At 41.8% G+C, this 26,185-nt stretch carries 21 protein-coding genes; 5 read left to right on the top strand and 16 right to left on the bottom strand.

Features of this window, described 5'->3' with window-relative positions:
• Window positions 1-6 precede the first annotated feature (6 nt).
• Both CJ305_RS02510 and CJ305_RS02505 read left to right on the top strand, forming a co-directional pair.
• Complete coding sequence (locus CJ305_RS02510) at window positions 7-489, top strand: ExbD/TolR family protein (RefSeq protein WP_099644648.1); 483 nt, start codon at window positions 7-9, stop codon at window positions 487-489.
• 112 nt (window positions 490-601) lie between these two features.
• Entirely contained in the window at window positions 602-1,315 is a 714-nt protein-coding gene (locus CJ305_RS02505) for a porin family protein (protein WP_223248783.1), read from the top strand.
• Here the strand turns inward: CJ305_RS02505 and CJ305_RS02500 are convergent.
• The 16 genes from CJ305_RS02500 to CJ305_RS02425 form a co-directional block, all read right to left on the bottom strand.
• The gene (locus CJ305_RS02500) at window positions 1,303-1,911 is read right to left on the bottom strand and encodes a hypothetical protein (protein ID WP_099644647.1); all 609 of its coding nucleotides are present in this window, start codon (window positions 1,909-1,911) and stop codon (window positions 1,303-1,305) included. The genes CJ305_RS02505 and CJ305_RS02500 overlap by 13 nt on opposite strands.
• Window positions 1,911-3,365, bottom strand: a complete 1,455-nt coding sequence (gene rpoN / locus CJ305_RS02495; protein ID WP_099644646.1) for an RNA polymerase factor sigma-54 — start codon at window positions 3,363-3,365, stop codon at window positions 1,911-1,913. Before rpoN ends, CJ305_RS02500 begins: the two co-directional genes overlap by 1 nt.
• Before the next feature lie 101 nt (window positions 3,366-3,466).
• Window positions 3,467-4,102 (bottom strand): response regulator transcription factor, encoded by a 636-nt coding sequence (locus tag CJ305_RS02490; protein ID WP_099644645.1) that lies wholly within the window; start codon window positions 4,100-4,102, stop codon window positions 3,467-3,469.
• 5 nt (window positions 4,103-4,107) lie between these two features.
• Window positions 4,108-4,866, bottom strand: a complete 759-nt coding sequence (locus CJ305_RS02485) for a sensor histidine kinase (protein ID WP_099644644.1) — start codon at window positions 4,864-4,866, stop codon at window positions 4,108-4,110.
• The gene (locus CJ305_RS02480; protein WP_143469339.1) at window positions 4,867-5,595 is read right to left on the bottom strand and encodes a hypothetical protein; all 729 of its coding nucleotides are present in this window, start codon (window positions 5,593-5,595) and stop codon (window positions 4,867-4,869) included.
• A 103-nt stretch (window positions 5,596-5,698) separates the two neighbouring features.
• Complete coding sequence (locus tag CJ305_RS02475) at window positions 5,699-6,331, bottom strand: hypothetical protein (RefSeq protein ID WP_099644642.1); 633 nt, start codon at window positions 6,329-6,331, stop codon at window positions 5,699-5,701.
• A gap of 158 nt (window positions 6,332-6,489) precedes the next feature.
• Entirely contained in the window at window positions 6,490-7,929 is a 1,440-nt protein-coding gene (gene asnS / locus CJ305_RS02470) for an asparagine--tRNA ligase (protein ID WP_099644641.1), read from the bottom strand.
• Between the two features lie 104 nt (window positions 7,930-8,033).
• Window positions 8,034-10,448: an efflux RND transporter permease subunit gene (locus CJ305_RS02465; RefSeq protein WP_099644640.1), complete on the bottom strand. Its 2,415-nt coding sequence runs from the start codon at window positions 10,446-10,448 to the stop codon at window positions 8,034-8,036.
• A gap of 101 nt (window positions 10,449-10,549) precedes the next feature.
• On the bottom strand, window positions 10,550-12,697 hold the full coding sequence (locus CJ305_RS02460; protein ID WP_189319363.1) for a DUF5686 family protein: 2,148 nt from the start codon (window positions 12,695-12,697) through the stop codon (window positions 10,550-10,552).
• A 108-nt stretch (window positions 12,698-12,805) separates the two neighbouring features.
• Window positions 12,806-13,369, bottom strand: a complete 564-nt coding sequence (gene frr / locus CJ305_RS02455; RefSeq protein ID WP_099644639.1) for a ribosome recycling factor — start codon at window positions 13,367-13,369, stop codon at window positions 12,806-12,808.
• A gap of 110 nt (window positions 13,370-13,479) precedes the next feature.
• On the bottom strand, window positions 13,480-14,187 hold the full coding sequence (pyrH, locus tag CJ305_RS02450; protein ID WP_099644638.1) for a UMP kinase: 708 nt from the start codon (window positions 14,185-14,187) through the stop codon (window positions 13,480-13,482).
• Between the two features lie 121 nt (window positions 14,188-14,308).
• Window positions 14,309-15,274, bottom strand: a complete 966-nt coding sequence (tsf, locus tag CJ305_RS02445; RefSeq protein ID WP_099644637.1) for a translation elongation factor Ts — start codon at window positions 15,272-15,274, stop codon at window positions 14,309-14,311.
• 96 nt (window positions 15,275-15,370) lie between these two features.
• Window positions 15,371-16,159: a 30S ribosomal protein S2 gene (rpsB, locus tag CJ305_RS02440; protein ID WP_099644636.1), complete on the bottom strand. Its 789-nt coding sequence runs from the start codon at window positions 16,157-16,159 to the stop codon at window positions 15,371-15,373.
• A gap of 191 nt (window positions 16,160-16,350) precedes the next feature.
• Window positions 16,351-16,737: a 30S ribosomal protein S9 gene (gene rpsI / locus CJ305_RS02435; protein ID WP_099644635.1), complete on the bottom strand. Its 387-nt coding sequence runs from the start codon at window positions 16,735-16,737 to the stop codon at window positions 16,351-16,353.
• A complete protein-coding gene (rplM, locus tag CJ305_RS02430) occupies window positions 16,738-17,193 on the bottom strand; it encodes a 50S ribosomal protein L13 (protein ID WP_099644634.1) in 456 nt (151 codons plus the stop codon).
• A gap of 207 nt (window positions 17,194-17,400) precedes the next feature.
• Complete coding sequence (locus CJ305_RS02425; RefSeq protein ID WP_099644633.1) at window positions 17,401-18,222, bottom strand: DUF3667 domain-containing protein; 822 nt, start codon at window positions 18,220-18,222, stop codon at window positions 17,401-17,403.
• 256 nt (window positions 18,223-18,478) lie between these two features.
• Here CJ305_RS02425 and CJ305_RS02420 point away from each other — a divergent pair, with 256 nt between their 5' ends.
• The 3 genes from CJ305_RS02420 to CJ305_RS02410 all read left to right on the top strand — a co-directional run bounded on the left by CJ305_RS02420 (window position 18,479) and on the right by CJ305_RS02410 (window position 26,177).
• Complete coding sequence (locus CJ305_RS02420; RefSeq protein WP_099644632.1) at window positions 18,479-21,127, top strand: DUF5916 domain-containing protein; 2,649 nt, start codon at window positions 18,479-18,481, stop codon at window positions 21,125-21,127.
• A 392-nt stretch (window positions 21,128-21,519) separates the two neighbouring features.
• Complete coding sequence (locus CJ305_RS02415; RefSeq protein ID WP_099644631.1) at window positions 21,520-24,585, top strand: SusC/RagA family TonB-linked outer membrane protein; 3,066 nt, start codon at window positions 21,520-21,522, stop codon at window positions 24,583-24,585.
• Window positions 24,586-24,596: 11 nt separating this feature from the next.
• A complete protein-coding gene (locus tag CJ305_RS02410; protein ID WP_223248782.1) occupies window positions 24,597-26,177 on the top strand; it encodes a RagB/SusD family nutrient uptake outer membrane protein in 1,581 nt (526 codons plus the stop codon).
• Window positions 26,178-26,185: the final 8 nt, after the last annotated feature.

Below are 26,185 nucleotides of genomic sequence, written 5' to 3'. Positions count from 1 at the left end.
TTATTTATGTCTAAGTTTAATAAGAAGAAAAAAGGTGACTTACCTGCAATTTCTACAGCCTCGCTTCCAGATATCGTTTTTATGTTATTATTCTTCTTCATGGTAGCTACGGTAATGCGTCAAAACACCAAGTTGGTTAAAAACAATTTACCAACAGCCAATCAAGTCGAGAAGTTAGATAAGAAGGATCTTGTCATGTATATCTATGCCGGTGAACCAGTAGAACAATATCAGGCTACTTATGGCACCTCTGCAAAGATTCAGCTTAATGATAAGTTTGCTGATGTTTCAGAAATACAGGATTTCATCTATCAGGAACGCGCGAGCAAGCGTGAAGAAGTAGTTCCTTTTCTTACCACCGCTTTAAAAGTGGATGGTGAAAGTAAGATGGGTCTTATTTCAGACATTAAACAAGAGCTCAGAAAGGCTAATGCCCTTAAAATCAACTACGTTACTAAAAAAGGAAACGCTGTTGAACAAAACAATTAATACTCAATTAGATTTATTGCATATCTCTTAAAATTAATTTGGAAAAACGCTCTGTACTATTCGGAGCGTTTTTTTGTTATTTTACTCCCAGCTGTCTTAAAACAAATAGGTCATGAAGATCAAATACCTCTTACTCCATCTCACCTGCCTGTTATCCTATCTCATGACCGCACAGGAAACCCAGGAAGCCGCTGCTAGCGATTCAGTGGTTGTAGACAGCAAATACCGTGAAGACCAGTTCTACCTCGGTGTTACTTTCAATCTACTCACCAACAAGCCCGCAAATATGCAGCAGAATGGCTTTAGCGGAGGACTTCATTTTGGTTTTATACGTGATATGCCACTTAATGCTCAAAGAAACTGGGCTTTGGGACTTGGAGCCGGTCTCTCTATGAACACGTACAATCAAAATCTTTTTGTAGGAGAAACAGAATCTGAAGAAACCATATTCAGAATTATTGACTCCCAAGTCAACTACGACAAAAACTGGTTTAGCACCTATTTGGTTGAAGTACCCCTGCAACTGCGCTGGCGTACCTCTACGGCTTCAACATTCAAATTTTGGAGAGTGTATACCGGATTGCAATTAGGCTACGTCTACGCGTATAAATTCAATTTTGAGCAACCGGGTAATCAGGTGGTGCAGACCGATGTTCCCGAATTTGACCGGTATCGTCTGGGACTAACTTTTTCTTTTGGATACGATACCTTCAATTTCTTCTTTTACTACAACATCAATCCATTCTTTTCTGATGCGGTAACAAATGAAGGCAATCCGGTTGAATTAAACAGTCTGAAGTTAGGTTTGATGTTTTACATCTTATAAAAGGCGAATAAGAGCACCTGAGGCAGACCTCCTACAATAATGCCCGCAAGCAGTTCAATCATCGTATGAGCCTTAGCCTGAATACGCGAAGCCGCGGTAAAACCAATACCTATAATTAATGCGGCGATCAGTACTAAAAAATTAGACTGATAGACCATACTCAATCCCGCCACAAAGACCAATACCCCGCTCACTCCTACCATATGCAGACTGGCTTTAAAGCGCACTAATGAACACAAGAAAGCAGCAGCTGCAGACAGTAAAATTCCAAAGAAAAAGATATACAGTTCGGGGAATTCGTAGCCGTTGATGATCAATTTTAAAATCATCAGGGTTATGGCTACCTGAATCATAAGTGGAATGCGACGCTCTCTGACCTGACCCAGTTCTTTGTCAGATACCAGATTAATACTTTCAAGAAGGAAATAGAAAAGTACAGGCACCACAATGGTCAGGATGCTGAGCGCAAATAATTTGGCATACATAAACGACTCCGGTACAAATTTCGGAGTAACATAAAAGTAAATCACCACCCCCAGAATAGGCATAAGCAGCGGGTGCATGAGGTACGAAAAAAAACGTAGTAGCAGTTTCATTAAATCTCTTTACGCAAACGGGCCACAGGTAAATCAAGCTGCTCCCGGTATTTGGCGACCGTTCTTCGGGCAATAGGATACCCTTTATCTTTCAGGATTTTGGCTAATTTATCGTCAGTAAGTGGTTTGCGCTTATCTTCTTCCTGAATCGTTATTTCCAGAATTTTCTTAATCTCCCGTGTAGACACTTCCTCACCCTGATCGTTGGTCATACTTTCACTAAAAAATTCCTTGATCAGCTTCGTTCCATAAGGGGTATCCACATATTTACTGTTTGCGACCCGCGATACGGTGGAAACATCCATTTCGATCTCATCAGCTATGTCCTTAAGAATCATAGGCCGTAGATTACGCTCGTCACCGGTAAGAAAATATTCCTTCTGGTAATTCATAATGGAACTCATCGTCACGTACAGCGTTTGCTGCCGTTGCTTAATCGCTTCAATAAACCATTTGGCAGCGTCAAGCTTTTGCTTGATAAACATCACCGCATCCTTTTGAGATTTGCTCTTTTCCTTAGAGGCTTTATAGCCTTTAAGCATATTGGTATATTCCCTTGATACGTGCATCTCAGGCGCATTGCGACCATTAAGAGTAAGCTCAAGCTCCCCGTCATTAATCTTAATGGTAAAATCTGGAATGACGTGCTCTACAATCTTGGTGTTTCCGGCATAGGAGCCCCCCGGCTTGGGATTAAGGTGCTCAATCTCTTCAATGGCATCGCGTAGTTCGTCTTCGCTGATGTCAAACTTCGAAAGCAACTTCGTGTAGTGTTTTTTGCTGAAGTGATCAAAGGCATCTTCCAGTATGTCAATAGCCAGCGAAACCGCTGCAGTTTCATCCTTTCGACGTAGCTGAATCAACAAACATTCTTCCAGACTACGTGCCCCTACTCCTGCAGGATCCAAATTCTGAACCACCTTGAGAATTTTGGTCACTTCTTCTTCTGAAGTATAGATGTTCTGAGTGAAAGCCAAATCATCAACCAGATCAACCAGGTCCCGACGTATGTAGCCGCTTTCATCAATACTACCTATCAAAAACTCGGCGATTTCCATCTGCTCGTCGTTAAGCCGATAGGTATGCAACTGACTCATCAAATGCTGGGTAAACGAGGTTCCGCCGGCATAAGGTATTTGTCGCTCTTCATCATCTGCACTATAGTTATTGGTATTAAGACGGTAACTGGGGATTTCGTCGTCAGACAGGTAATCGTCTACGTCAATCTCGGCTTCAATCTTTTCAGAATCGTAATCTTCGTCTGCGCTGTTATCAAACTCTTCAAAGTCATCCCGAACCTCCTCTTTACCGCTATCTAGAGCAGGATTTTCTTCAAGCTCCTGTTTTACACGTTGCTCAAAAGCCTGTGTAGGTAATTGTATAAGCTTCATCAGCTGTATTTGCTGAGGCGAAAGCTTCTGAGATAATTTAAAATTAAGTTGTTGTTTTAACATAGATAATGGCCGTGTTGCACTACAAAAGTAACGAAATTGACCTTAGGTATGCCTATCAAACTTTTGTTAATACCACTTGGAAGAGGAAGAATTCAAAGCCTTTAAGGCACAAAAATGTTGTTTTTGATCGCATATATCACCAAACCCGTTCGGTTTTTTAAACCTAGTTTTTGAAAAACCGATTCCCGGTAACCTTCAATAGTCTTGGGGCTTAAAAACATAACTTTAGCGATTTCCTTGTAGGTCATCTCGGTGCAGGCGTGTTTGATAAATTCGATCTCCCGCTCCTTTAAAGCGACATCTTCTTCCTTAGCTGCCTTACTGCGTTTAACCAGTTTTTCAACCGTATTGGTATAGTAAAACCCATGAGTGAGCACGTCATTCAAGGCTTCCTCAAGAATAGACTTGCGTGTATCTTTCAGCAAATACCCTTTTGCTCCGGCACGTATCATTTGCATGACGACCTGCTCTTCTTCTTCAACCGAAAGCGCCAAAACTTTTATATCGGGGTAATGCTTGGTGAGACAGACAGTGGTTTCGACACCACCCATAACCGGCATTTTTACATCCATCAATACGATATCAGGCTGTACAGAATCGTCCGCTTTAAGATAATCAAGCAATTCTTTACCGTTAAGGCCAATATAGATAACTTCAAAATTCTCAAATTGACGTACAAGTCCGGCGATAGCTTCAGACAGGAGGGTGTGATCATCTACAAGTGCAACTTTATACATACTTTTTATTCTAAGGGATAGATTAATACCAATCGTGTACCGGCGCCGGGTATTGAGTTTATTTTGGCCGAAGCCCTTATAAGCTCGGCCCGCTTATCAATATTACTCAATCCTATTCCTTTATCGGCCAGTTTTTCAGATTCAAAACCCACCCCGTTATCAACAGCCGTAACTTCTAAGGCATCTACTTTAAAATGCACCGATATTTTTAGGCTTGAAGCTTTAGAGTGCTTCATCGTATTGGTTATAAACTCCTGAACAATTCGGAATAATACAATTTCAGCTTTCGGATCTAATGGAACCGGGTCGCCCAATAATTCATAATCTGCTGTAAGGTATTTTAAGCGGTTAAAACGGGCCACTTCAACTTCAAGAGAACGTATAAGAGACTGACCGTTTAGTGCTTCCGGATTTATGGCTCTTGACAGGGCTCTTAACTCCTGTAAACCGGTACCTATTGTTTCTGCAACCTCAAGCATCTCATCCCCGCCTTCCACATTTTGAGCCTTTATTTTAGCCAGAGTAAGCAACTGACCTATATTATCGTGCAGCTCCCAGCTGATGTTGCGCAGGGTTTCTTCGCGGATCTCAATCTGCGTCTCTGCAATGGCCCGCTCATAGCGCTTTTCGGCTTCTATTTGTTCACGTAACAATGCGTTTTTACGCTTCATAAATACCGAGAATAACACGAATACAATGACCGCCAGTAAAAACAAGACCAGCAAAACCACTAAAATCACTAAAAGTTGTGTTCCCTGATCCATTTAACTTTTGACCTCTTGAGGTTTGGATTTATAAAAACCATATATAAAAATTATATACATCACACAAGAAGCCGCATAACTCACCTGACGAAGAGAATTAAAAAATGCATTGCGCGCATCACTAATTTCTGTAACCTGTGTCCATCCTAAAAACCATGTAATAAAAACCGGCAACTGCACTACCGCTTCTAATAACAGGCCTAAACTTATATACAGGTACAGGTTGCTTTTAATACTTAGTAATGAACTCTTGTTAATGATCTCAATTAGATAAAACAATATGACTATCATAAGTAAAAACCCACCCGAAATAGCTGGTAGTACCGCAAATTGAAACCAAAAATCTGAGGCTATTATAAAATAAATGTAACTGAAAAGCCACAGTCCTATAAAAGCCAGCGTTGCTTTTTTGAACCCTGATTGACGTAACTGGCTATTGTATAAAAGAAAAAGCAACACGAAATAAATAAGGAAGCGTATGTTATAAAAAACAATATTGGTATCGACCAATTTATAGATATAAAAAAAAGCCGCAAACACTTCGTTTAAAAAATTGTAACCTAAAAAAAGAATAAACCAAGGTATTGCAGATCCTTTAAATTTGTTCCAAAAGAACAAACCTGTTAAGAGCGAAAACATCTCCAAAAAATTCATAATCAGAATTAATGGATTATTTAAAACATAATTAAGTCTATCTTGAGACAAATCAAGAGTGATTTCTAGAATCAAAATTATAAGCTATTACTAAGGTATATTCTGCTCAAATTTCTAAGCGTAATGGGTATTATTTACTTTTGGATTGAACTAAAGTCTTCAAATTTCAAAATACAATCTAAAAGTCCATAGCGCTTAGAGGCGGTGGTGGCCCAGGATAACCAATATTTTCTGAAAGTGATTGTACGTCTTCAGCGCCCATTTCTGCATCAAAAGCAGAACCATCTAAAACAGAACCTACAGTTACAGCTTTCTTGACACCACCGACAGTATTTAGTATTGCAAAACTTACCGTATCTTTTGTTCCGTCTGCCAAGGTAAACTCCGCTGTGGGATTAAAAAAGACCGTTCCCTTATTGGCTTTATTTTTTGGTTTTTTACCGTATTTCCCAAAATACACTCGTAATTGTAAAATTTCAGTATTTGCAGAATCAGCCTGCTGCTCGATATAAGCCATATATTTTTTCATCTCCGCAAATGAAAAACTTACGTAACGCGTAGCCTGTTTATAATTCGCATCTTCTTTAGGGATGGTATCGCCTTCTTCGGTGATATTTTCAGCCATTTCGATTAATGACACGCGGCTGTTACCGTAGTTTTGGTACAGCGAATCAGCCATCTGTAAAGGAATAATATTACCCGGAGCTCCGGTTATCGGTGCATCCGCCTCCTCACATTCGCAAGGTTTATCGCAGGAAGTGACTAAAAGCGCAGCAAAAAGGGCTGCCGTAAAAAAAGTAATTTTTCGCATAAGGGTTAGTTTTAATGAACGGCTGAAATTAAGCATTATTTAACATAACCGTCTATTTCCCCTAAAAAAAAGGGGGTTTATCCCCGTAACTTTTTTCAGCAGGAGCCAAAAAAACCCGATTGTTTAAATCGGGTTGTTCTTTATTACCAAGTGTTCTTCTAGAATTCAGCGTTTTGCGGAAAACGTGGGTATGGGATTACGTCTCTAATGTTGGTCATACCGGTGGCAAAAAGCACCAGACGCTCAAAACCCAGACCAAAACCACTGTGTACACAGGTACCAAAACGACGTGTATCGAGATACCACCACAATTCTTCTTCGGGGATATCAAGCGCAGCCATCTTTTCCTGAAGCACTTCTAAACGTTCTTCCCGCTGTGAACCGCCTACAATCTCCCCAATTCCCGGGAACAAAATATCCATCGCCCGAACGGTCTTTCCGTCTTCATTTAAACGCATATAAAATGCCTTGATATTTGCGGGATAGTCAAACAGAATTACGGGACACTTAAAGTGTTTTTCAACTAGGAAGCGCTCGTGCTCACTTTGCAAATCGGCACCCCATTCTTCAATGATGTAATTGAATTTCTTCTTCTTGTTAGGCTTAGAATTCTTCAGAATATCAATCGCTTCGGTGTAGCTTACGCGCTTGAAGTTGTTTTCCAAAACAAACTTCAGCTTTTCGCGTAGCGGCATAGGCGCGCGTTCTGCTTCGGGTTTGGCTTTATCTTCCTGAATGAGTCGGTTTTCTAAAAACTCGAGATCATCCTGCCCGTTATCCATCACATACTGAATCACGTATTTGATGAAGTCTTCCGCCAAGTCCATATTGGCATCCAGATCGTTAAAAGCCACCTCCGGCTCAATCATCCAGAACTCAGCCAGGTGACGGCTGGTGTTGGAGTTTTCTGCTCTAAAGGTTGGCCCAAAGGTATACACCTGACCCAATCCCAGGGCGTAAGTTTCAGCCTCTAACTGACCCGAAACCGTCAAATTGGTTTCCTTTCCGAAGAAATCCTTTTTGTAATCAATGTTTCCGTCTTTATCCTTAGCCGGATTTTTTAAATCCTGAGCAGTTACTTTAAACATTTCACCCGCTCCTTCCGCATCACTACCGGTAATGATGGGTGTGTTTACGTAGTAAAACCCTTCTTTCTGAAAATACTGGTGCACGGCAAAACTCAGTTGCGAACGCAGACGCATCACCGCGCCAAAGGTATTGGTACGCACGCGCAGGTGAGCCTGCTCTCGTAGTTTTTCCAGTGTATGACGCTTGGGCTGCAGGATGGTGCGCTTCACCTCTTCCGGATCTGCATCACCTAAAATTTTAACCTCTTTTACGTCAACTTCAACCGCCTGGCCACCACCCTGGCTAGCTACCAGACTTCCGGTAACGGCGATTGCCGCTCCTACCGTGATGCGCTTTAGCAAAGCCGGGTCTGTATTTTCAAAATCAACCACACACTGTAAATTATTAATGGTTGAACCGTCATTTAGCGCTATAAAGCGGTTTGCGCGAAATGATTTTACCCAACCTTTAACCGTGAGCTCTTGCCCTTTTGGTTCGTCTTTTAAAATGTGTACGATTGTTTTTTTCATCTTTATAATTTTAATGAATCCCTTAAAGGATTCTTATGCTTTTGTTTCAAATCTATTGACCGCAAATATAAATTTTACGGCAGTTACCGTCAAAAAATGCGGTTTTAATTACTATCGCGGTTAAACTCTTCCAGATCGTCCTCGTCTACTTCGTCCAGAATTTGAATGGCGGGTTTCTTAAAGTCTTCTTTGTTGGCGATATTTCGCTCCAGCGAAAGCAATAAAGAAGGCAATAATATCAAATTGGAAAGCATCGCAAATATCAGGGTTACCGAAACCAAACCTCCCAGCGCTACGGTACCGCCGAAGCTACTGATCATAAAGACCGAAAAACCGAAAAACAAAACAATCGAGGTATAAAACATACTTACGCCTGCTTCTTTAACCGAAGCATACACCGAACGTTTGATCTTCCAGCCGCTGCTGCGCAGTTCCTGACGGTATTTGGCCAAAAAGTGAATGGTGTCGTCTACTGAAATTCCGAAGGCAATACTAAACACTAAAATGGTTGAAGGTTTTATGGGAACGCCCAAAAAGCCCATCAGTCCGGCGGTGATGAGTAGTGGCAACAAATTCGGGATCAGGGAAACCAAAATCATCTTAAGCGACCGGAACATAAAGGCCATAAACAGGGCGATAAGCAAGATGGCCAGCGACAGGCTGATCACCAGATTGTTAATCAGATAATCGGTCCCTTTTTGAAAAACCAAAGCTTTACCGGTCAGGGTAACGTCAAACTTATCCTCAGGAAAGAGGATATTTATTTTGTTATACAGGTTTTCTTCAATGATTTCCATTCGGTCGGTGCCAATGTCCTGCATAAAGGTGGTCATACGTGCATACTGCCCCGTAGAATCTACATAACTGTCCAGCAAACCGGCTTCGTTTGAAAAACTCTGCGCATAGGGCAAAATAAAATTGCGTTCGTTTGAAGTAGGTAGTTGATAGTATTGCGGGTCGCCATTGTAAAACGCCTGCTTTCCGTACTTGACCAGATTCACTATGGAAACGGGCCTGGAAAGTTCCGGTGTTTCAGAAATCGTGGTTGCCAGCTCATCCATCCGTTTAAGGGTAGGCAGCTTCATCACTCCTTTGGGACGTTTGGTGTCAATAAGAATCTCGAGCGGCATAATGCCATCAAATTCGGTTTCAAAAAACTTGATGTCTTTGTAAAATGCGGTTTTCTTCGGCATATCTTCAATAAGACTTCCTGAAACGCGTATCTGGTAAATCCCAATCATACTGGCGATAAGCAATACCAGAGCCACGCAGTAGACCGTAAGGCGCTGGTTGCGCACCATATGTTCAATCCAGTTTACAAACCCCTCAATCCACGTTTTACCCAGGTGTTTCAGGTGGCGTTCCTTAGGCGGAGACATATAGCTGTAAAGAATAGGAATAATCAACAGGCTCAGCAAAAAGATCGCAATGATGTTGATCGAAGCCACAATACCGAATTCTTTAAGAAGGGAACTCTGGGTCAAAATAAAGGTCGCAAAACCCGAAGCCGTAGTGATATTGGTCATCAGCGTCGCGTTACCTACTTTGGTGATTACACGCTGAAGCGCTTTAATTTTATTACCGTGATTTTTATATTCCTGCTGGTATTTATTGATCAAAAAGATACAGTTAGGAATCCCGATTACAATAATCAGCGGCGGAATTAATGCGGTAAGAACGGTGATTTCATACCCCAAAAGGCCCAAAAATCCGAAAGCCCACATCACCCCGATGATTACCGTAAACATGGAAATAAACGTAGCCCGGTACGATCTGAAAAAGAAGAAAAAGATCACTGAAGTCACCAAAAGCGCCCCGCCCACAAAATAGCCGATTTCCCCAATAATGGTCTTACTGTTAAGCGTGCGTATGTAGGGCATTCCGCTTGTATGAACAGTAATCCCGGTCTCATCTTCAAAATTCTGAATCAGCGGGATCAGGTCATCGAGGATGAAATCTTTTCGCGCAGCGGTATTGACAATGTCTTTCTTCAGGTAAACGGCAGTACGCACCGTACCCGTCTCTTTATTGTAAATGAGCCCCTCGTAGAAAGGCAGATCTGTAAAGAGTTTTTTCTTTAAGGCTATCGCCTGAAGTTTGGTATTGATATCGCCTTGAATAAAAGGTTCCAGATCAAAACGTCTGGGGTCTTCTTCTTTCTGAAGGATTTTCAAATCTTTTAAGGAGACCGAAAGCGCAACGGCATCAAAGCGGTTGATGGAGTCTGAAAGGGCATTCCATTTGTTGAGAATTTCAGGCGTAAAAAGTGTGGAATCTTTAATGCCAAAAACTACCAGATTACCTTCTTCCCCAAACTGGTCTAAAAAGCGGTTGTATTCCAGGTTTACTTCGTGATCATCGGGCAGCAGATTGGCCTCGGTGTAGGTAAAGCGCATATACTTCCACTGCGTTCCCAGAAATACCGTAAATCCTGCAATAAGGAAAAGAATAAATAGCCGATTACGTAAAATAAGTCGCGCGACACCGTTCCAAAATCCGTACCCCAAAAGCTTGGTCATCGTTCTAATTTAAGAGGGCGCAAAGGTACTCAATAATAGCCGATTTTAGTGCAAACCAACCGGAAAAGAGGTTGCTTTCGCTAGCAAAAGCATTGATTAGATTACAATTGGAGGTTGAAGGTAAACTTAAAGGCGATATTATCTGCAAATTTGGGTAAGTGATAGGCACCGTATCTGTAGGTCAGACTGGTACCAAAACCGAAGAGAATTTTGTTGATTTCAAAACCAGTTTCGGTAAATCCTTTATTCAGTTTACCAAAGCTAACGTCCTGATGTCTTTCGATGTTTGAAATATCACCCAGCGCATAACGGGTAATGAGGACCATTTCGGGCTGAAACTTTTCGCCAAGATCAAAAGGCCTTAAACGGTGCTTGATTTGCAAGGTTGCGAGTCGGTCTGAAAAGAACTCCCCAAAATACATGGTTTCAAAACTGTTTACACCGGCCACCGAAAAGCGCTGCATCACGGTTTCTTTAGTTGGTGCATTGGGATAGGCGTGAAATAAATGGGTGAGCGGTACTTCGCCAAAAGCCATTTTACCCTCAATTAAAAACTCGGTAGTTGACTTATTAAGCCGTTCTACCTGATAGAAGAACTTGGCTCCCACGCGGGTAAAGTCAAAATCCCCGTTCAACAAACCGGAAATTCCTTTAGAAACCTGTGCGGTTATCTTGGGATAGCCGTCATAGATCTCAACAGTACCCTTTTCAGAACGCATAATTTTGCTCGAAGGACTCCAGCGCACGCCGAAAGTAGCTTCGGTGATGTCGTATTCCTGAAAGGACTGATCGCCCAAGACAAAAGTATAATCCTGTGTTTGCAGTACGTTTGTCTTTGCAAACTGAAACTCGGAAAGGATTTTTGGCGTGATTTGATATTCCTGATTCAGTCGCAGGGTTTTGTAGTCAAAAAACTGGGTAATGTTGACCAAACGGGGCTCGAAGAGCGAATAGACGCGACGGTCTGTTAGGTAATTGAAGCTTCCCACTTCCTGCAAATCGTCGTTGTAGGTAAGACTCAGCCAGGCGCCGTGCGACTTGTTGAGCATAATGCCAACGCCAACGCCGTATTTCCAGGTATGGTCTTTAAATCCGTAGGCGGTATAGCCTTCAAGCCGAAAACGTTCACTAAAATCAGCATTGGTTACTCCACCAAGCCCCAAACGCAAACCTTCGTAATTGTTGAATTTTACCGGATAGGTCAGGTCAAAATCGAAGAAATCAAGCGTGTAATAGCCAATTCCGAAATTATTGATCACAGCTAAGCGCCGTTCGATATTTTCGGTTTTGACTACATCGTTCAGGTATTCAAAACTGTTGAGATCGCGCTGTGAAAGTGCCTGAGCACGGTATTTTTGCCAGAATGCTTCCGATTTTGAACCTGCGTCTTCCAATACTTCGATTGCCAGATTAGGATGCGTAATTTTTTCGCTTTGCGAAAAATTAAAAGCGGAATTATACGAGGTAGATAAAAGATAGCGTCCTTCTATTGCTTCCTTAACCGGACTTTTCTCAAGCGTTCCCACCGAAATTTTTCCTCTGAAAAAAGAAAGGCGTTTTGAAGTATCGCCTTTTTCGATGTACAGCTTATTAGACGCCGGCATATAAATATCTTCCTGTTTAAAGTAGTGGTACTCCTGCTCGATGCGAGCAATCAGCTCGTCCTGAATCGCTATATGCACCTTTTGAATGGCCAGTGTTTGAGCGTCCAGATAGAAAACACCACTCAGACCGGGAATGGTTTTAGGCCGTTGCGGCCAGAACTCGATCATCAGGCTTCGCCGGCTTAGAATCGTGGTATCTTTTACAAAAGCGTAGTGGTAATTTTTGAGTCCACGGGTAGACAGCGGACCGGCGTAGCGGTAATTAAAAATCTCGTAGTCCTCGTCGTAAAAAGAGCGCGACTGCAGGGTAATTCCCAAAACCTCATACCGCGGCTCGGTAAAACCAGCCATATTAAACCCCAGAACTTCTTCCTTAAAACCTTCGGCCTCGTTGTATTGATTTTCGGAAACCTTTTCAGCAAAAAAAGCATGTGCATTATTCTCACGCTCAAGCGAGTCTGTGATAATGGTCTTTTCGTAAGTGGTATAACTGAAATACGTTAATGCATCCTGCGGATTGTTCTGTATGCGTTTTGAAATCGCCTTCTGAATCAAAGAATCTGTATAACTCCTTTGTTGCTGGGCAAAGCCTATTGCCTGCCACAAGACAACGAAACAACCTAAAATAAAAGCTTTATGGGTCACAGAACGTGCGGTTTAATGCGGATTTTGGATCTTCAACTATGCCAAATGTCTAAAAATAGCATAAAAAAAGCGACCTCAGGGTCGCTCTTAGGAGTAGTTTAACGTCTGTTATACGGTAAGAATTTCCTTTTCTTTAACCGCTAGCAGGTCATCTATTTTCTTGATGTAGGTATCCGTAAGCTCCTGCACGTCAATTTCTGCATTACGCGCCATATCTTCGGCAAGACCGTCTTTTTCAAGTTTCTTGATCTCGTTGTTAGCATTTTTGCGGTCGTTACGCACCCCGATTTTAGAATCTTCCGCTTCGGCTTTGGCTTGCTTTACCAAATCTTTACGACGTTCTTCAGTAAGAGGTGGTACATTGATGATCACACTCTCTCCGTTATTCATCGGGTTGAAGCCCAGGTTTGAGTTCATAATCGCTTTTTCAATTTCAGGAATCATGGCCTTTTCCCAGGGCTGAATAGACAACGTACGACCATCAGGAGTGTTAACGTTGGCCACCTGCGTAAGTGGAGTCTGGCTGCCGTAATAGTCAACCATTACACTACCTACCATAGACGGACTCGCCTTACCGGCACGAATGTTTGCAAATTGCTTCTTCAGGTGAACGATGGCATTTTCCATCGCTTCTTTAGTCTCGTCTAATATAAATTGAATGTCTTCGTTCATAGCTTTTAGAATTTTAGCTTTTTAAAAAAACCAGTCAAAAATAGTAAAATCATTTTGGTAATAACCGCTGCGCAAAAAAATGCACGGTTTTTAATTCGTGATTTAGCCCGTTAGAGGTTTACGGTGGTGCCTATGTTTTCGCCCTCAACCACTTTAAGCAGATTACCCTGCTTGTTCATATCGAAAACGATGATAGGCAATTCATTTTCCTGGCTTAGTGTAAATGCTGTGGTATCCATTACTTTCAGGCCTTTTTGCAGCACATCTTCAAAACTGATGAAGTCAAACTTTACGGCTTTGCTGTCTTTCTCCGGATCGCTGGTGTAAATACCGTCTACACGAGTTCCTTTAAGAATCACGTCAGCATTTATTTCAATAGCACGCAATACCGCAGCAGAATCTGTAGTAAAATACGGGTTACCGGTACCCCCACCAAAAATAACCACACGACCTTTTTCTAAGTGACGTATCGCGCGACGGCGGATAAACGGCTCTGCCACTTCATTTATTTTTATAGCACTTTGCAGACGGGTTTGAATACCGGCTTCTTCAAGAGCGCTTTGTAAGGCCAAACCGTTGATCACGGTTGCCAGCATCCCCATATGATCGCCCTGTACGCGGTCCATCCCTCGGCTGGCACCGGCTACGCCTCGAAAGATGTTTCCGCCACCAATTACGATTGCCACTTCTACACCTTTATCTAAAACACTTTTGATCTCATCTGCATATTCTGCTAAACGATCGGGGTCAATGCCATACTGGCGTTTTCCCATTAATGCTTCACCTGATAATTTAAGTAGAATGCGTTTGTATTGCATGGCTGTAGAAAATTTTGGGCAAATATACGGTTAAATGTGGTTGTGGTAAAAGCGGAAATCACAAACAAAAAAAGGCTACCCATTGGCAGCCTTTTTAATTATTCAATTTCGTCAAAACGAATTAAGCTAAGCTTACGCGCTTAAAGCCTACCACTTCTGCATCACCCTGATCTTTTACGTACTGAGCAACATTCTTGCTGTCATCCATAATAAATACCTGGTCAAGTAATGCTTTCTCGTTATCAAGAGTAGTGTTGTCTGCAACAAAACGCTCTAGCTTACCAGGAACGATACGATCCCAGATTTGCTCAGGCTTACCTTCTGCTTTCAACTCTTCTTTGATATCTGCTTCTGCCTTAGCCATAACTTCAGGAGTTAATTGAGACATAGAGATGTAAAGCGGTACGTTCTTTTTGGTTTTACCTAAACGTCCCAGCTCTTCATTTTCTTTTTCGATAGCTGCGATACGCGCTTCGGTTTCGTTAGCTACAAATTCAGGATCAAAATCCTTGTAAGACAAAGTTGTTGCACCCATAGAAGCAACCTGCATAGATACTACCTTAGCAGTTTCTTCAGCATTGTCTGTAGCTTTAGAAAGACCGGTCAACGCACCGATTTTGTTTCCGTGCACGTAAGAACCTACAAAAGGAGCCTCAAGCACTTCAAAACCATCGATTTCTAATTTCTCACCAATAACACCGGTTTGTTCGATTAATTTTTCAGAAACGGTCATTCCTTCAAAATCTGCTTCAAGGAATGATTCTTTTGAGTCGTGGTTGATTGCGATTTCACCCAATTTAGTAGCCAATTCTACATAGGTATCATTTTTCGCAACAAAGTCGGTCTCACAGTTCAAAGAGAATACCACACCCTTATTGTTAGCGTCGTTGATTTTTGCCACAACAACACCTTCGCTTGAATCGCGATCTGCACGCTTTTCAGCAACTTTCTGACCTTTCTTACGAAGTACAGCAATTGCTTTGTCAAAATCCCCGTCTGCCTCTACTAATGCATTTTTACAATCCATCATACCGGCACCGGTAGCCTGTCTTAGTTTATTTACTTCTGCGGCTGTTATTTTTGCCATGTTATTTACGTTTTATGAGTTAAAACAAAAGTCGTTTAGTTTAGTGCAAAATTGCAGTATACTAAACGACTTCAGCTATTATCAAATTGTTAAATACTATTCTTCTTCGTCGCTAGCTACTGCTTTAGCTTTTTTAGCTTTTGCAGGCTTGTCAGCTTTTTTAGCTTTTGGCTTATCGTCTTTGTCTTTGTTTGCTTTACGCTCAGAAAGACCTTCTACGATAGCGTCTGCTACGTTAGCGATGATTTTTTCAATAGATTTTGAAGCATCGTCATTAGATGGGATGGCATAATCAACCTGACGTGGGTCTGAGTTGGTATCTACCATCGCAAAGATTGGAATGTTTAATTTTTGTGCTTCTTTAATCGCAATGTGCTCACGCTTGATGTCAACTACAAATAAAGCTCCCGGAAGACGTGTCATATCTTCGATAGAACCTAAGTTCTTCTCGAGCTTGTCACGCATACGGTTCATTTGTAATTGCTCTTTTTTAGACAAGCTGTCAAAACGACCGTCTTGTTTCATACGATCTACCGTTTGCATTTTCTTAACCGCTTTACGTATGGTTACGAAGTTGGTTAACATACCACCCGGCCAGCGCTCTGTGATGTAAGGCATCTTAGCACGACCTGCGTGATCTGCAACTATTTCTTTTGCTTGTTTTTTGGTAGCTACAAAAAGTATTTTTCTACCTGAAGCTGCGATTTTACTTAGGGCTTCTGAAGCTTCGCTAAGTTTTGCAGCAGTTTTGTACAGATTTATGATGTGAATGCCATTGCGTTCCATATAGATATATGGTGCCATGTTTGGATCCCATCTTCTGGTTAGGTGACCAAAGTGTACACCAGCGTCCAGTAAATCCTTTACATTTTCTGTTTTTGCCATTTTAAAATTCGTTTACGTTCCCGTTGTAGTAGCAATAGTAAAGTGGTTGGTTTTAAACCGCGCCTTCCCTATTTAGATGCTAAACTCATTTCCCGACGTATCGGGACAAGGACATTTATTAAATTAATTTCTTTTTGTTTTCAAAAACCAAACGGAAAATAAAGTCCGCAAGGATTGAAAAACACGTTTTCTTAACGTTTTGAGAATTGGAATTTCTTACGCGCTTTCTTCTGACCGAATTTCTTACGCTCTACCATTCTCGGATCTCTGGTCAATAAACCTTCAGGCTTAAGGATACCTCTGTTCTCTGCGTCTACTTCGCACATTGCTCTGGAAAGAGCAAGACGTACAGCTTCTGCCTGACCGGTAATTCCACCTCCGTATACATTTACTTTTACGTCAAAGTTTTTGTCATTCTCAGTCATTACTAATGGCTGGTGTACTTTGTACTGTAAAGTTCCTGTAGTGAAGTAGTCTTTTAGATCACGCTTGTTAATGGTGATGTTACCAGAACCAGGAGCTAAATAAACACGAGCAACGGCGGTCTTTCTACGACCAATTTTGTGTATTACTTCCATTTACTTGAGTTCGTTAATGTTGATTACTTTAGGTTTTTGCGCTTCCTGCCCGTGATCTGCACCGGCATAAACCTTTAAATTGCGATAGATCGCTGCACCTAATTTGTTTTTAGGCAACATACCTTTTACTGCATTTTCAACAAGACGCGCAGGGTCTTTGCTGTACATTTCTTTTGCAGTAAGGCTTCTTTGACCACCAGGATAACCCGTATGACGGATGTAAGATTTAGCATCCCACTTGTTTCCTGTTAAGTTGATTTTAGAGGCATTGATAACAATTACATTGTCTCCGCAATCAACGTGTGGTGTGTAGTTAGGCTTGTACTTTCCGCGCAAAAATTTTGCAACGATAGTAGACATGCGACCCAACGTTTGTCCTTCAGCATCAATAACAACCCACTCCTTATTAACGGTGTCTTTGTTGGCAGATACTGTTTTGTAACTTAATGTGTCCACACTGTTTTATTTAATTATTAAACATTCCATTTCCTGCTCCCGCGCTCACGCGTGAAAACAGGGCTGCAAATGTACAACTATATATTGATTTGACAAACGGGGCTTTGACTTAATTTTTAAGCCTTAATCGGTTTGATTGTCAAGACACTACGCACCACCTTTTAAAGAAGATTAAAAACCGAAGTTTAACCAAAAGGAATTTGAGGTCTAATTGGCGTTTTGTTTTACCATTTCCATAAAGCCCTGAGGGTCTGTAGCAATTACAATAGCGACAATAACAAAAGAAACCAAAACATATACAACCATTAAAATGAGTAGAAAAAACAGGCTTCTCAGCAGGATACCTTTTACGCTCAAACTGTAAAGCCGCTTAAACATATACGCGTTATAAACGATGTATAACGGAATACTGAGCACACCAAACAGCAGGTAATTTGCCTCGGTTACCAGAAATAAAATGCCCATAATAGATGCTATCATAGACAAATGCGAATACGAATAAAGTTGAATTATGAAATGCTCTGTGAAATTGTGCTTTTTTAAAGTAAGAAAGGTAAGCCATCCCATAAATGCCAATACCGGTATTGTTGCAAACATCACGACAGGTTGATACTCCATCGTTGAATTTTGAATCATTTCAGCTAAAGCGTTATTCTGACCGTCCAAATAACTCATCTCCTTCATAATATCAGGATAAAAGCGCTTCATCACAAATACCTGAAATCCCGAAACGGTAATCGAAATGGTGAAATAACTGAAGGCATTAAGATATCTCTTCCTCAGACCGGCCAGAAAACCACCAATTACAGCTTCCGGTTTCAAGAACAAATCTTTAAATGTGCGCAAAAAGCGGTTATCTAAGTTGAATATGCGCTCTCCGGCTTCATTTAGCACCCGTCTTGGCGTAAAACGCTCTTCGATCTTCTTGGCTCCGCAAGCCCTGCAAAAATGATCTTCATTGTCAAACTGCATGCCGCAGTTGAGACAGGTGTCTATGGGCTCAAAAGTTATTTGATTTACAGGTAACATTTCACACTAGGTTTGTTGGTGAAAATTATTAAAATTTTGTTAACCCGCAACCCCTTCAGACACTTCTATTACTCCTATAAAAGAACTTGTTTCTATTTAAGCAAAATCCTTCCCGACCAGCCATTTTTTAAGTGTCCCAAATTATACGGAAATGGTATCTTGCCCCCTGCTTAGATTAATACATTCGGTTTTTTTAGAACGAAACTGTAACACTTTGCAAAAAACACGGATCTCTATACCAACTCATTTAAGAATAATGCAATTTTTAGTCTCGCGCGTTTCTATATTCCTCCTCTTATTTCTTTGGAGTACGGCCTACACCCAACAAGGCGATAATGACATCAAACCAAAGAGTTATACCACCCGCGCTATTGACACCGCGCAGGCTCCTGTGATAGACGGTTTAATAAATGATCCTGCCTGGGACCTGGTCCCTTTTACGGGCGAGTTTAAACAATTGCAACCCGATATTGGCGAAGAACCTTCAGAGCAAACCCAGTTCAAAATACTCTACGATGACAAATTCATTTACGTGGCTTTTCGCTGTTTTGACAGCGACCCGGAGGGCATCGTAAAACGCCTCTCGCGCCGCGACGGCTTTGAAGGCGATTGGGTAGAAATCGCTTTTGACAGTTATAATGACGACCGCACGGCCTTTTCATTTACCATTACGGCTGCCGGGGTAAAAGGCGACGAGTTTATTTCAAACAACGGGGATTTTGCAGAGCGCAACAGCTTTGACGACAGCTGGAATCCCATTTGGTATACCAAAACAAGTAGCGATGACCTGGGCTGGACTGCAGAATTAAAGATTCCGCTGAGTCAGCTGCGCTTTGGCAAAGCCGAAGAACAAATCTGGGGCTTACAGGCCAAGCGGTTCTATTTTAGAAATACCGAACGCTCAATGTGGCAGGAACTGGAACCCAATTTTCCGGGATATGTAAGTGGTTTTGGTGAACTGAGAGGTCTCAAAAATCTGAAACCTCAAAAACAGCTTGAAATTCAGCCTTATGTGGTAACCCAGCTGGATACCTATGAAGCGGAATCCGGCAATCCCTTTAGAGACGGAAACGACGCCAAATTAAACGGGGGTCTGGATGCCAAAATAGGAATCACTAACGATCTCACCTTAGACCTTACCATAAATCCTGATTTTGGTCAGGTCGACGCAGACCCTGCAGCAATCGCATTAGATGGCTTTCAGATCTTTTTTCAGGAGCGACGGCCATTCTTTGTAGAGAACAAGAATATTTTCACCTACGAAATAGGCAACGGCAATGACAATGTATTCTACTCCCGTCGCATAGGGCGCAGTCCGCAGGGCAATGGCTTTGGTCCCGCCACGGCGTATGTAGACCAACCTCAAAACACTACCATTCTGGGCGCGGCAAAATTTAGTGGTAAAACTAAAAACGGCTGGTCTATAGGCCTTTTACAAAGCATTACTGCGAAAGAATTTGCGACACGTATTGATACAAACGGTACCCGAAGCGAAAAACTTGTAGAGCCCTTTACCAATTATTCGGTTGCCCGGGTGCAGAAAGATTTCAACAACCGCAATTCGTATGTGGGCGGAATTTTTACCAGCACCAACCGCAAACTCGTACCTCAGCTGGATTTCCTCCACGAAAATGCCTTTACTGCGGGACTTGATTTTAAACACAACTGGAAAGACCGCACCTATTTTGCTCAGGGAACATTTACAGCCAGTCACGTCACCGGAAGCCGGGAAGCTATTACGAACACTCAGGCCAGTATTACTCATTTATTTAACCGGGTTGATGCCACACACGTGCGTGTAGACACTACGCGCACTTCGCTTACCGGAACAGGAGGTAACTTCAGCATCGGCAAAGCGGGTAATGGCAACTGGAGCTACAATGGCGGAGTGGTATGGCGCTCTCCCGAACTTGAACTCAATGATGTGGGCTTCCTGCGACAGGCTGATGAGATCGTACAGACTGTAAATGTGAGACGGGTATTTCAAAATTCAACAGACTGGTATCGTCAAATGTCTTACAGTTTTCAGCAGCGCTCTACGTATGACTTTGAAGGGAACTACAACCGCATGCAATATGAAGTGGGCGGAGATATTAACTGGGCTAACAACTGGTTTACCGAATTTGGCGCCAGTCACAAACCGCGCATCTACATCAATACCACCCTGCGTGGCGGTCCCCGCTGGAAGTTTAACGAAGAAAACTTCTGGTATCTTTTCGCCGGAACCGATCGCCGAAAAAAGCTCAGTTTAGTAGCCGGCTATGTGATGAGCCGGGCAACGCAGCACAACTTCAGCCTTGATCGCTACGAATTGCGCTTAAACTACCAGCCCTTTAACGCCCTAAGCCTTTCCTTAAGTACGGAATATGAGAAAAATCCCAATAAGACGCAGTACGTCACCCAGAAAGACTACGGCGACTCGCGACGCTACATCACCGCAGCCATTGACCAGCGGACTTTGAGCGCCACTTTACGGGCAAACTTCAACATCACACCTAATATGACCATTCAATATTATGGTCAGCCTTTTGTATCCCGAGGATTATACTCGCAGTTCAACTACGTTGCAGATGCCACAGCCGAAGATTTGAATAACCGGATAACCCTATATGAGGAGGATCAGATTTCGCAAAGCGGAAATACGTACGAGATAGATGAAAACCGGGACGGAAGCATAGATTATACTTTTCAGGATCCTGACTTTTCATTTGTGCAACTACGCACCAACCTCGTGTTCCGATGGGAGTATATACCGGGCTCAGAACTCTTCTTTGTCTGGTCTCAAGGTTTAAACGGCGCTAACGACCCCGCTCAGGGACTTTTTGAAGCCTGGAACAATCAGATTTTAAACCGAAGACCCGGCAACACCTTTTTGATAAAGGCTACCTATCGCTTTGTGCTTTAAACAACCCCTAAATCTTCGTTTATACTAGATTTGATTATCTTCTTTTAAAGCTCGTACAAAGCTTAACATACACAAAATATCCACAGGTTGAAACCGGCCTGATTAACAGACAAAGTGTTTCCTATTATTCAGAAATTATTAAAAAATGCGCTTTTGAGATCCTTGTTGTGCCTAAAACACTATCGCATATCTCATTTTTACGAAGGAGCATATTGTTAAAACATTATTAAATAATCACTATATCCCTGCAATATTTGATTTTCATTCAAAAAAGAGAAATCTCTAGACTTCAAAAAGTATCTTTTATGTAATTATCACTCACCAGTTTATTCTTGTTAATTTTCAATTGTCATTTAATATAAATTGCGCGAATTAATCAATAAAACTGTTAAATGATAAAAAATTTATTTTTTATGCTTTTGTTCAGCTTAAGTCTGGCAGCTTCTGCTCAACAAAAAACCGTTACCGGAACTGTCACTACAGCTACCGGTATGCCCTTACCGGGAGTTAGTGTAGTTGTCAAAGGCACAACTACCGGTACACAGACCGATTTTGATGGTAATTATTCCATTTCGGTTGAATCTGGTCAAACGTTGGCTTTTACTTACGTAGGTTTCAAGAAAAGCGAAATTACTGTAGGTGGTCAAAACCAGATTAACGCAACTCTTGAAGAGGACACCGAGGCACTTGATGAAGTTGTTGTTGTAGGTTACGGCGTACAGCGCAAAAGAGATTTGACTGCGTCCATTTCGCAGGTAAAAGGAGAAGATATCTCAAACCTAGTGACTCCGAGTTTTGATCAGCAACTCGCAGGTCGTGCGGCGGGTGTTCAGGTAACTACTCAATCTGGCATTATTGGAGAAACTCCACGCTTTAGAATTAGAGGTATAGCCTCTATTACATCAGGCACATACCCTTTATTTGTTGTGGATGGTGTTCCAATCTACACTGGAGATGTAGGGGGTTACGCTTCAACTAATGCTCTGGGAGATATAAATCCAGCCGATATCGAATCAATAGAAATCCTTAAGGATGGTTCAGCCACTGCAATTTACGGTTCACGTGCCGCAAACGGAGTTGTTCTTATTACCACCAAAAAAGGAAAAGAAGGTCGTATTGCCACAAACTATAATCTAACAACCGGCTTCGCAAGACCCGTAAACAAATTTGATTTATTAGGAGCTGCCGATTTTGTAACTATTTCAAACGAGAAACGATCTAATCGTGGACAGTCTGACTGGGCAGCAGGCACAGATTTTAATACAGACTGGCAAGATTTAGTATTGAATGACAATGCGTTTCAGCAAGATCATAATCTGTCTTTTACAGGAGGTACAGAGTTCCTGAAATATTACCTTTCCATAGGTTACACCGAACAGGAAAGTATTGCAAAGCCTAACGAATTCAAGCGTTTTACCTATCGTGCAAACCTGGAACAAAAAATTCAGGATTGGGTTTCCGTAGGTGTCAATGCCGGTCTTACTCAATCAGAATATTTTGGTTTGAATACGGGTACAAACTCGCTTTCCGGAAACATATTTAATGCAACAAGGCAGCATCCTAACGTATCTCCTTATGATTCCAACGACCCAACAGGATATAATTTAGATGACACCTTCCCTGATCGAATGGGCCGCGGATCAAACCTGGAAACGGTAGGCGACAACATACCTAACATTATTTTTGCGATTGAGAACAACAAGTATTTTTCAAAAATTAACCGCTTAATTGGTAATGTTTACGCTGACATCAAACCCGTGTCCTCTGTTAATTTCAGAACCCAGGTAAGCATTGATAAAGCCAATACAAACGGCTTCCTATTCTGGAGTCCTATACATGGCGATGGTAATGGCTCTAACGGACGTGTTCAGAGTAACAATAACGAGTTAACACGCTGGAACTGGCAAAATATCTTAAGCTATAATGAGACTTTTGCCGATGCACACAATGTCTCTCTTACTGCCGTAAGCGAATATCAAAAAGAAAGAAATCAAAACTTTTTTGCCACAGGTACTGACTTAAGTAATGAGTTCTTTGGTAAGGCTTTAATAAGCGGTTCATATGGAGTTCAGGGATCTGGAGGAGGCTTGACCGAAAATGGATTCATTTCATTTGCAGGCCGTTTTAATTATAACTACAAACAACGCTACTACCTTCAAGGAACACTTCGAAGAGATGGGTTATCATCACTTCCTACAACAACACGCTGGGGAACCTTTCCTGGAGCCTCTTTTGGTTGGACAGTAAGCAATGAGGAATTCTTAAAAAACAACGATGTGGTATCAGATCTCAAAATAAGAGGCTCATATGGTAAAGTTGGTAACGTTTCCATTGGGAACTATCCATATCTGGGTCTATACTCTCCTGCTCGTTATGCAGATAATAACGGGATTGCGTACAGTCAGTTTGGTAATAATAATTTAAGATGGGAAACGAGTATTAAATATGATGCAGGTCTTGATCTTGGTCTATTTCAAAATAGATTTACCTTAACTGCAGACTATTTTATAAACAAAACTGAAGACTTAATACTTCAAGTAGAAACACCGCAATCCTTCGGTATACCGGGTAATAATTACAATGCAAACATTGGAAATATTGAAAACAGTGGTTTAGAATTTTCAGCTACGGCCAGATTACTTGATAAAGAGTTTAAGTGGGAAGTATCAGGAAATATCTCTTTTGTAGATAATGAGGTAATCACTTTAGTGAATGGAGCAGATCGTATTGGCACTAATACTATAGTTAGAGAAGGAGAGCCTATAAATTCTATATATGGTATAAGATACTATGGTACAAATCCTCAAAACGGAAACCCTGTTTATTACAAGGCAGATGGTACACTGGTACAGGGACTTTTGCCTGGTGGTTCTTACGCGATATTTGACCCGAACAATCCATCCGATGTTTCTCAATCATCATCTTTAAGCGCTGCGGACGACCGGGTTATATTAGGACAGTCACTCCCTAAATATTTTGGAGGTTTTAATTCAAATATGAATTACAAAAATTTTGACCTGGGCTTTTTATTTAGATTTAGTGGTGGTAATAAGATTTTCAATGCAACACGAAGAGATTTACTGAACCAAAACTTTACGAATAATAGCACTGAGATACTAGGCAGATGGCAGAGTGTTGACAACCCGGGAGACGGTTGGACGCCCAGATTATATGCGAGCACTAACACAACCACTAACCTTACCGCTTTGGCTACGTCGCGATTCTTAGAAGATGGCGATTTTATCAAACTAGATAACATCACACTTGGGTACACGTTCCCTTCTGAGGTTGTTGAAAAAATAGGCCTATCCAGATTCAGACTTTATTTACAGGGGCAAAACCTTTGGATTATCACAGACTACTCCGGGCTAGATCCTGAAATGGAATCTGCGGGAGTTGATTTAAACGGAACTCCAAGGTCTAGTATATTTTCGTTCGGACTTAACGTTGGATTTTAAAAATCAACATCATGAAAAGAAATAAAACAAAAATGAACATGAAGTATAAATTGAAAAGTATTTCCATCGCCATTGGATTGCTGTTAGTGCTTGCCGGTTGTAACGATGACAATGTGCTTAACCTGGAGCCTTATAATGACATCTCAGAAAATGCGGCATTTTCAACTGCAGATCTAGTGGCGCTTTCGGTGACCGGTATGTATAACGGTGCTCAACGCGGAGATTATAATGGACAGGGAAGAGGTTATCCTTTTGGGGCAGCCTTTGTACAGCAAGGTGACAACCGCGGTGAAGATGTGGTAAACGTAGCCACCTTCTACCAATTAACCTATACAGGGACCTATGATCCCACCACTGCAAATAACGTGTTTTACTGGAGTGATACTTACCGAATGATCAACCGTACCAACATTGTTATAGAAGGTGTTGCCAGAGCATTAGAAAATGGAATTTTAACTCCCGAAGTTGCTCAAATTTATACCGGCGAAGCCAAATTTTTAAGAGCTGCGGGACACCTTGAACTCCTATTCCATTTTGCCAGACCCTATAATGACACTCCAGATGCAAGTCACCTGGGTGTACCCTATAGAGATTTTGCAATTAACAGTACAGAAACTTTAGCAGCTGCCGAAGCCCAAGGTCGCAATACAGTCGCAGAGTGTTATCAGCGTATTATTCAGGATTTAAATGATGCTGAAGCTGCTCTTCCTGCAGTAGGTGAACGTGCAGATGCGCGTCAGGCCATTACCCGCGCTACCAAAGAAGCTGCAATAGCTTTCAAAACCAGAGCTTATCTGCATATGCGCAATTGGCCAATGGTAATTCAGGAAGGTGTAAAGCTCAATTCTAGATTTAATCTTACTGATTCTCCAAACGGCCCATTTGCTAGCGGATATGGGAATACTGAATCCATATTTTCTATTGAAAACTCAGCCGTAAACAATCCCGGAGTGAATGCTGCATTGGCTTCTCAATACAACCGTCGCGGACTTGTAGTTATTAGCCCCATCATCTGGAGAAATCCTGCGTGGCTGTCTGATGATTTGAGAAGAGGAGAAGGCACATTGGTAACTACAAGATCTGGCGTGAAGTATACCAATAAATACAAAGACCCGGTAAATTACACTGATCCCTCACCCGTAATTCGCTATGCAGAAGTTCTTCTCAATATGGCCGAGGCCTATGCGCGCACCAATGCGACTGGTAATGCACTTACAGCTCTTAATAGAGTAAGAAACCGCTCGTTAGCAGACCCAGCAACACAGGCTTATGTAGCGGCAGATTTTGCAACACCTGCGGCCTTAGTAAATGCCATCATAACTGAAAGAAGAATTGAATTTGTAATGGAAGGAAGACGCTGGCCAGATATTCATCGTTTGCAAAAAGATGATCTAGCTCCTATTGCAGGCATTCCTCAAAAAGTTGCTAACGGAACCCCTCCTGCTGATTCTTACACCTTAGGAACCGCTTATAATGGCCCTTATGGCGTAAATGCAATTCCCTACACTGATTTTAAATTTCTGTGGCCTATTCCACAACAGGAAATCAACAACAACCCTACACTTGCTGCTCAACAAAATCCAGGGTGGTAGTCCCCCAA

The sequence above is a fragment of the Leeuwenhoekiella nanhaiensis genome, assembly GCF_002744755.1.
GTDB lineage: Bacteria > Bacteroidota > Bacteroidia > Flavobacteriales > Flavobacteriaceae > Leeuwenhoekiella > Leeuwenhoekiella nanhaiensis.
The sequence above is the reverse complement of the archived record's forward strand: the minus strand, read 5'-3'. Positions and strand labels throughout refer to the sequence as shown.

Excerpts from the sequence above, each read along its gene's own strand:
- CJ305_RS02415 (WP_099644631.1), top strand. The coding sequence starts at position 21,520 with ATGATAAAAAATTTATTTTTTATGCTTTTGTTCAGCTTAAGTCTGGCA.
- CJ305_RS02505 (WP_223248783.1), top strand. The coding sequence starts at position 602 with ATGAAGATCAAATACCTCTTACTCCATCTCACCTGCCTGTTATCCTAT.
- rpsB (WP_099644636.1), bottom strand. The coding sequence starts at position 16,159 with ATGGCAAAAACAGAAAATGTAAAGGATTTACTGGACGCTGGTGTACAC.
- CJ305_RS02410 (WP_223248782.1), top strand. The coding sequence starts at position 24,597 with ATGAAAAGAAATAAAACAAAAATGAACATGAAGTATAAATTGAAAAGT.
- asnS (WP_099644641.1), bottom strand. The coding sequence starts at position 7,929 with ATGAAAAAAACAATCGTACACATTTTAAAAGACGAACCAAAAGGGCAA.
- frr (WP_099644639.1), bottom strand. The coding sequence starts at position 13,369 with ATGAACGAAGACATTCAATTTATATTAGACGAGACTAAAGAAGCGATG.
- CJ305_RS02500 (WP_099644647.1), bottom strand. The coding sequence starts at position 1,911 with ATGAAACTGCTACTACGTTTTTTTTCGTACCTCATGCACCCGCTGCTT.
- tsf (WP_099644637.1), bottom strand. The coding sequence starts at position 15,274 with ATGGCAAAAATAACAGCCGCAGAAGTAAATAAACTAAGACAGGCTACC.
- CJ305_RS02475 (WP_099644642.1), bottom strand. The coding sequence starts at position 6,331 with ATGCGAAAAATTACTTTTTTTACGGCAGCCCTTTTTGCTGCGCTTTTA.
- CJ305_RS02510 (WP_099644648.1), top strand. The coding sequence starts at position 7 with ATGTCTAAGTTTAATAAGAAGAAAAAAGGTGACTTACCTGCAATTTCT.
- CJ305_RS02465 (WP_099644640.1), bottom strand. The coding sequence starts at position 10,448 with ATGACCAAGCTTTTGGGGTACGGATTTTGGAACGGTGTCGCGCGACTT.
- CJ305_RS02425 (WP_099644633.1), bottom strand. The coding sequence starts at position 18,222 with ATGTTACCTGTAAATCAAATAACTTTTGAGCCCATAGACACCTGTCTC.
- rpsI (WP_099644635.1), bottom strand. The coding sequence starts at position 16,737 with ATGGAAGTAATACACAAAATTGGTCGTAGAAAGACCGCCGTTGCTCGT.
- pyrH (WP_099644638.1), bottom strand. The coding sequence starts at position 14,187 with ATGCAATACAAACGCATTCTACTTAAATTATCAGGTGAAGCATTAATG.
- CJ305_RS02490 (WP_099644645.1), bottom strand. The coding sequence starts at position 4,102 with ATGTATAAAGTTGCACTTGTAGATGATCACACCCTCCTGTCTGAAGCT.
- CJ305_RS02420 (WP_099644632.1), top strand. The coding sequence starts at position 18,479 with ATGCAATTTTTAGTCTCGCGCGTTTCTATATTCCTCCTCTTATTTCTT.
- rpoN (WP_099644646.1), bottom strand. The coding sequence starts at position 3,365 with ATGTTAAAACAACAACTTAATTTTAAATTATCTCAGAAGCTTTCGCCT.
- CJ305_RS02485 (WP_099644644.1), bottom strand. The coding sequence starts at position 4,866 with ATGGATCAGGGAACACAACTTTTAGTGATTTTAGTGGTTTTGCTGGTC.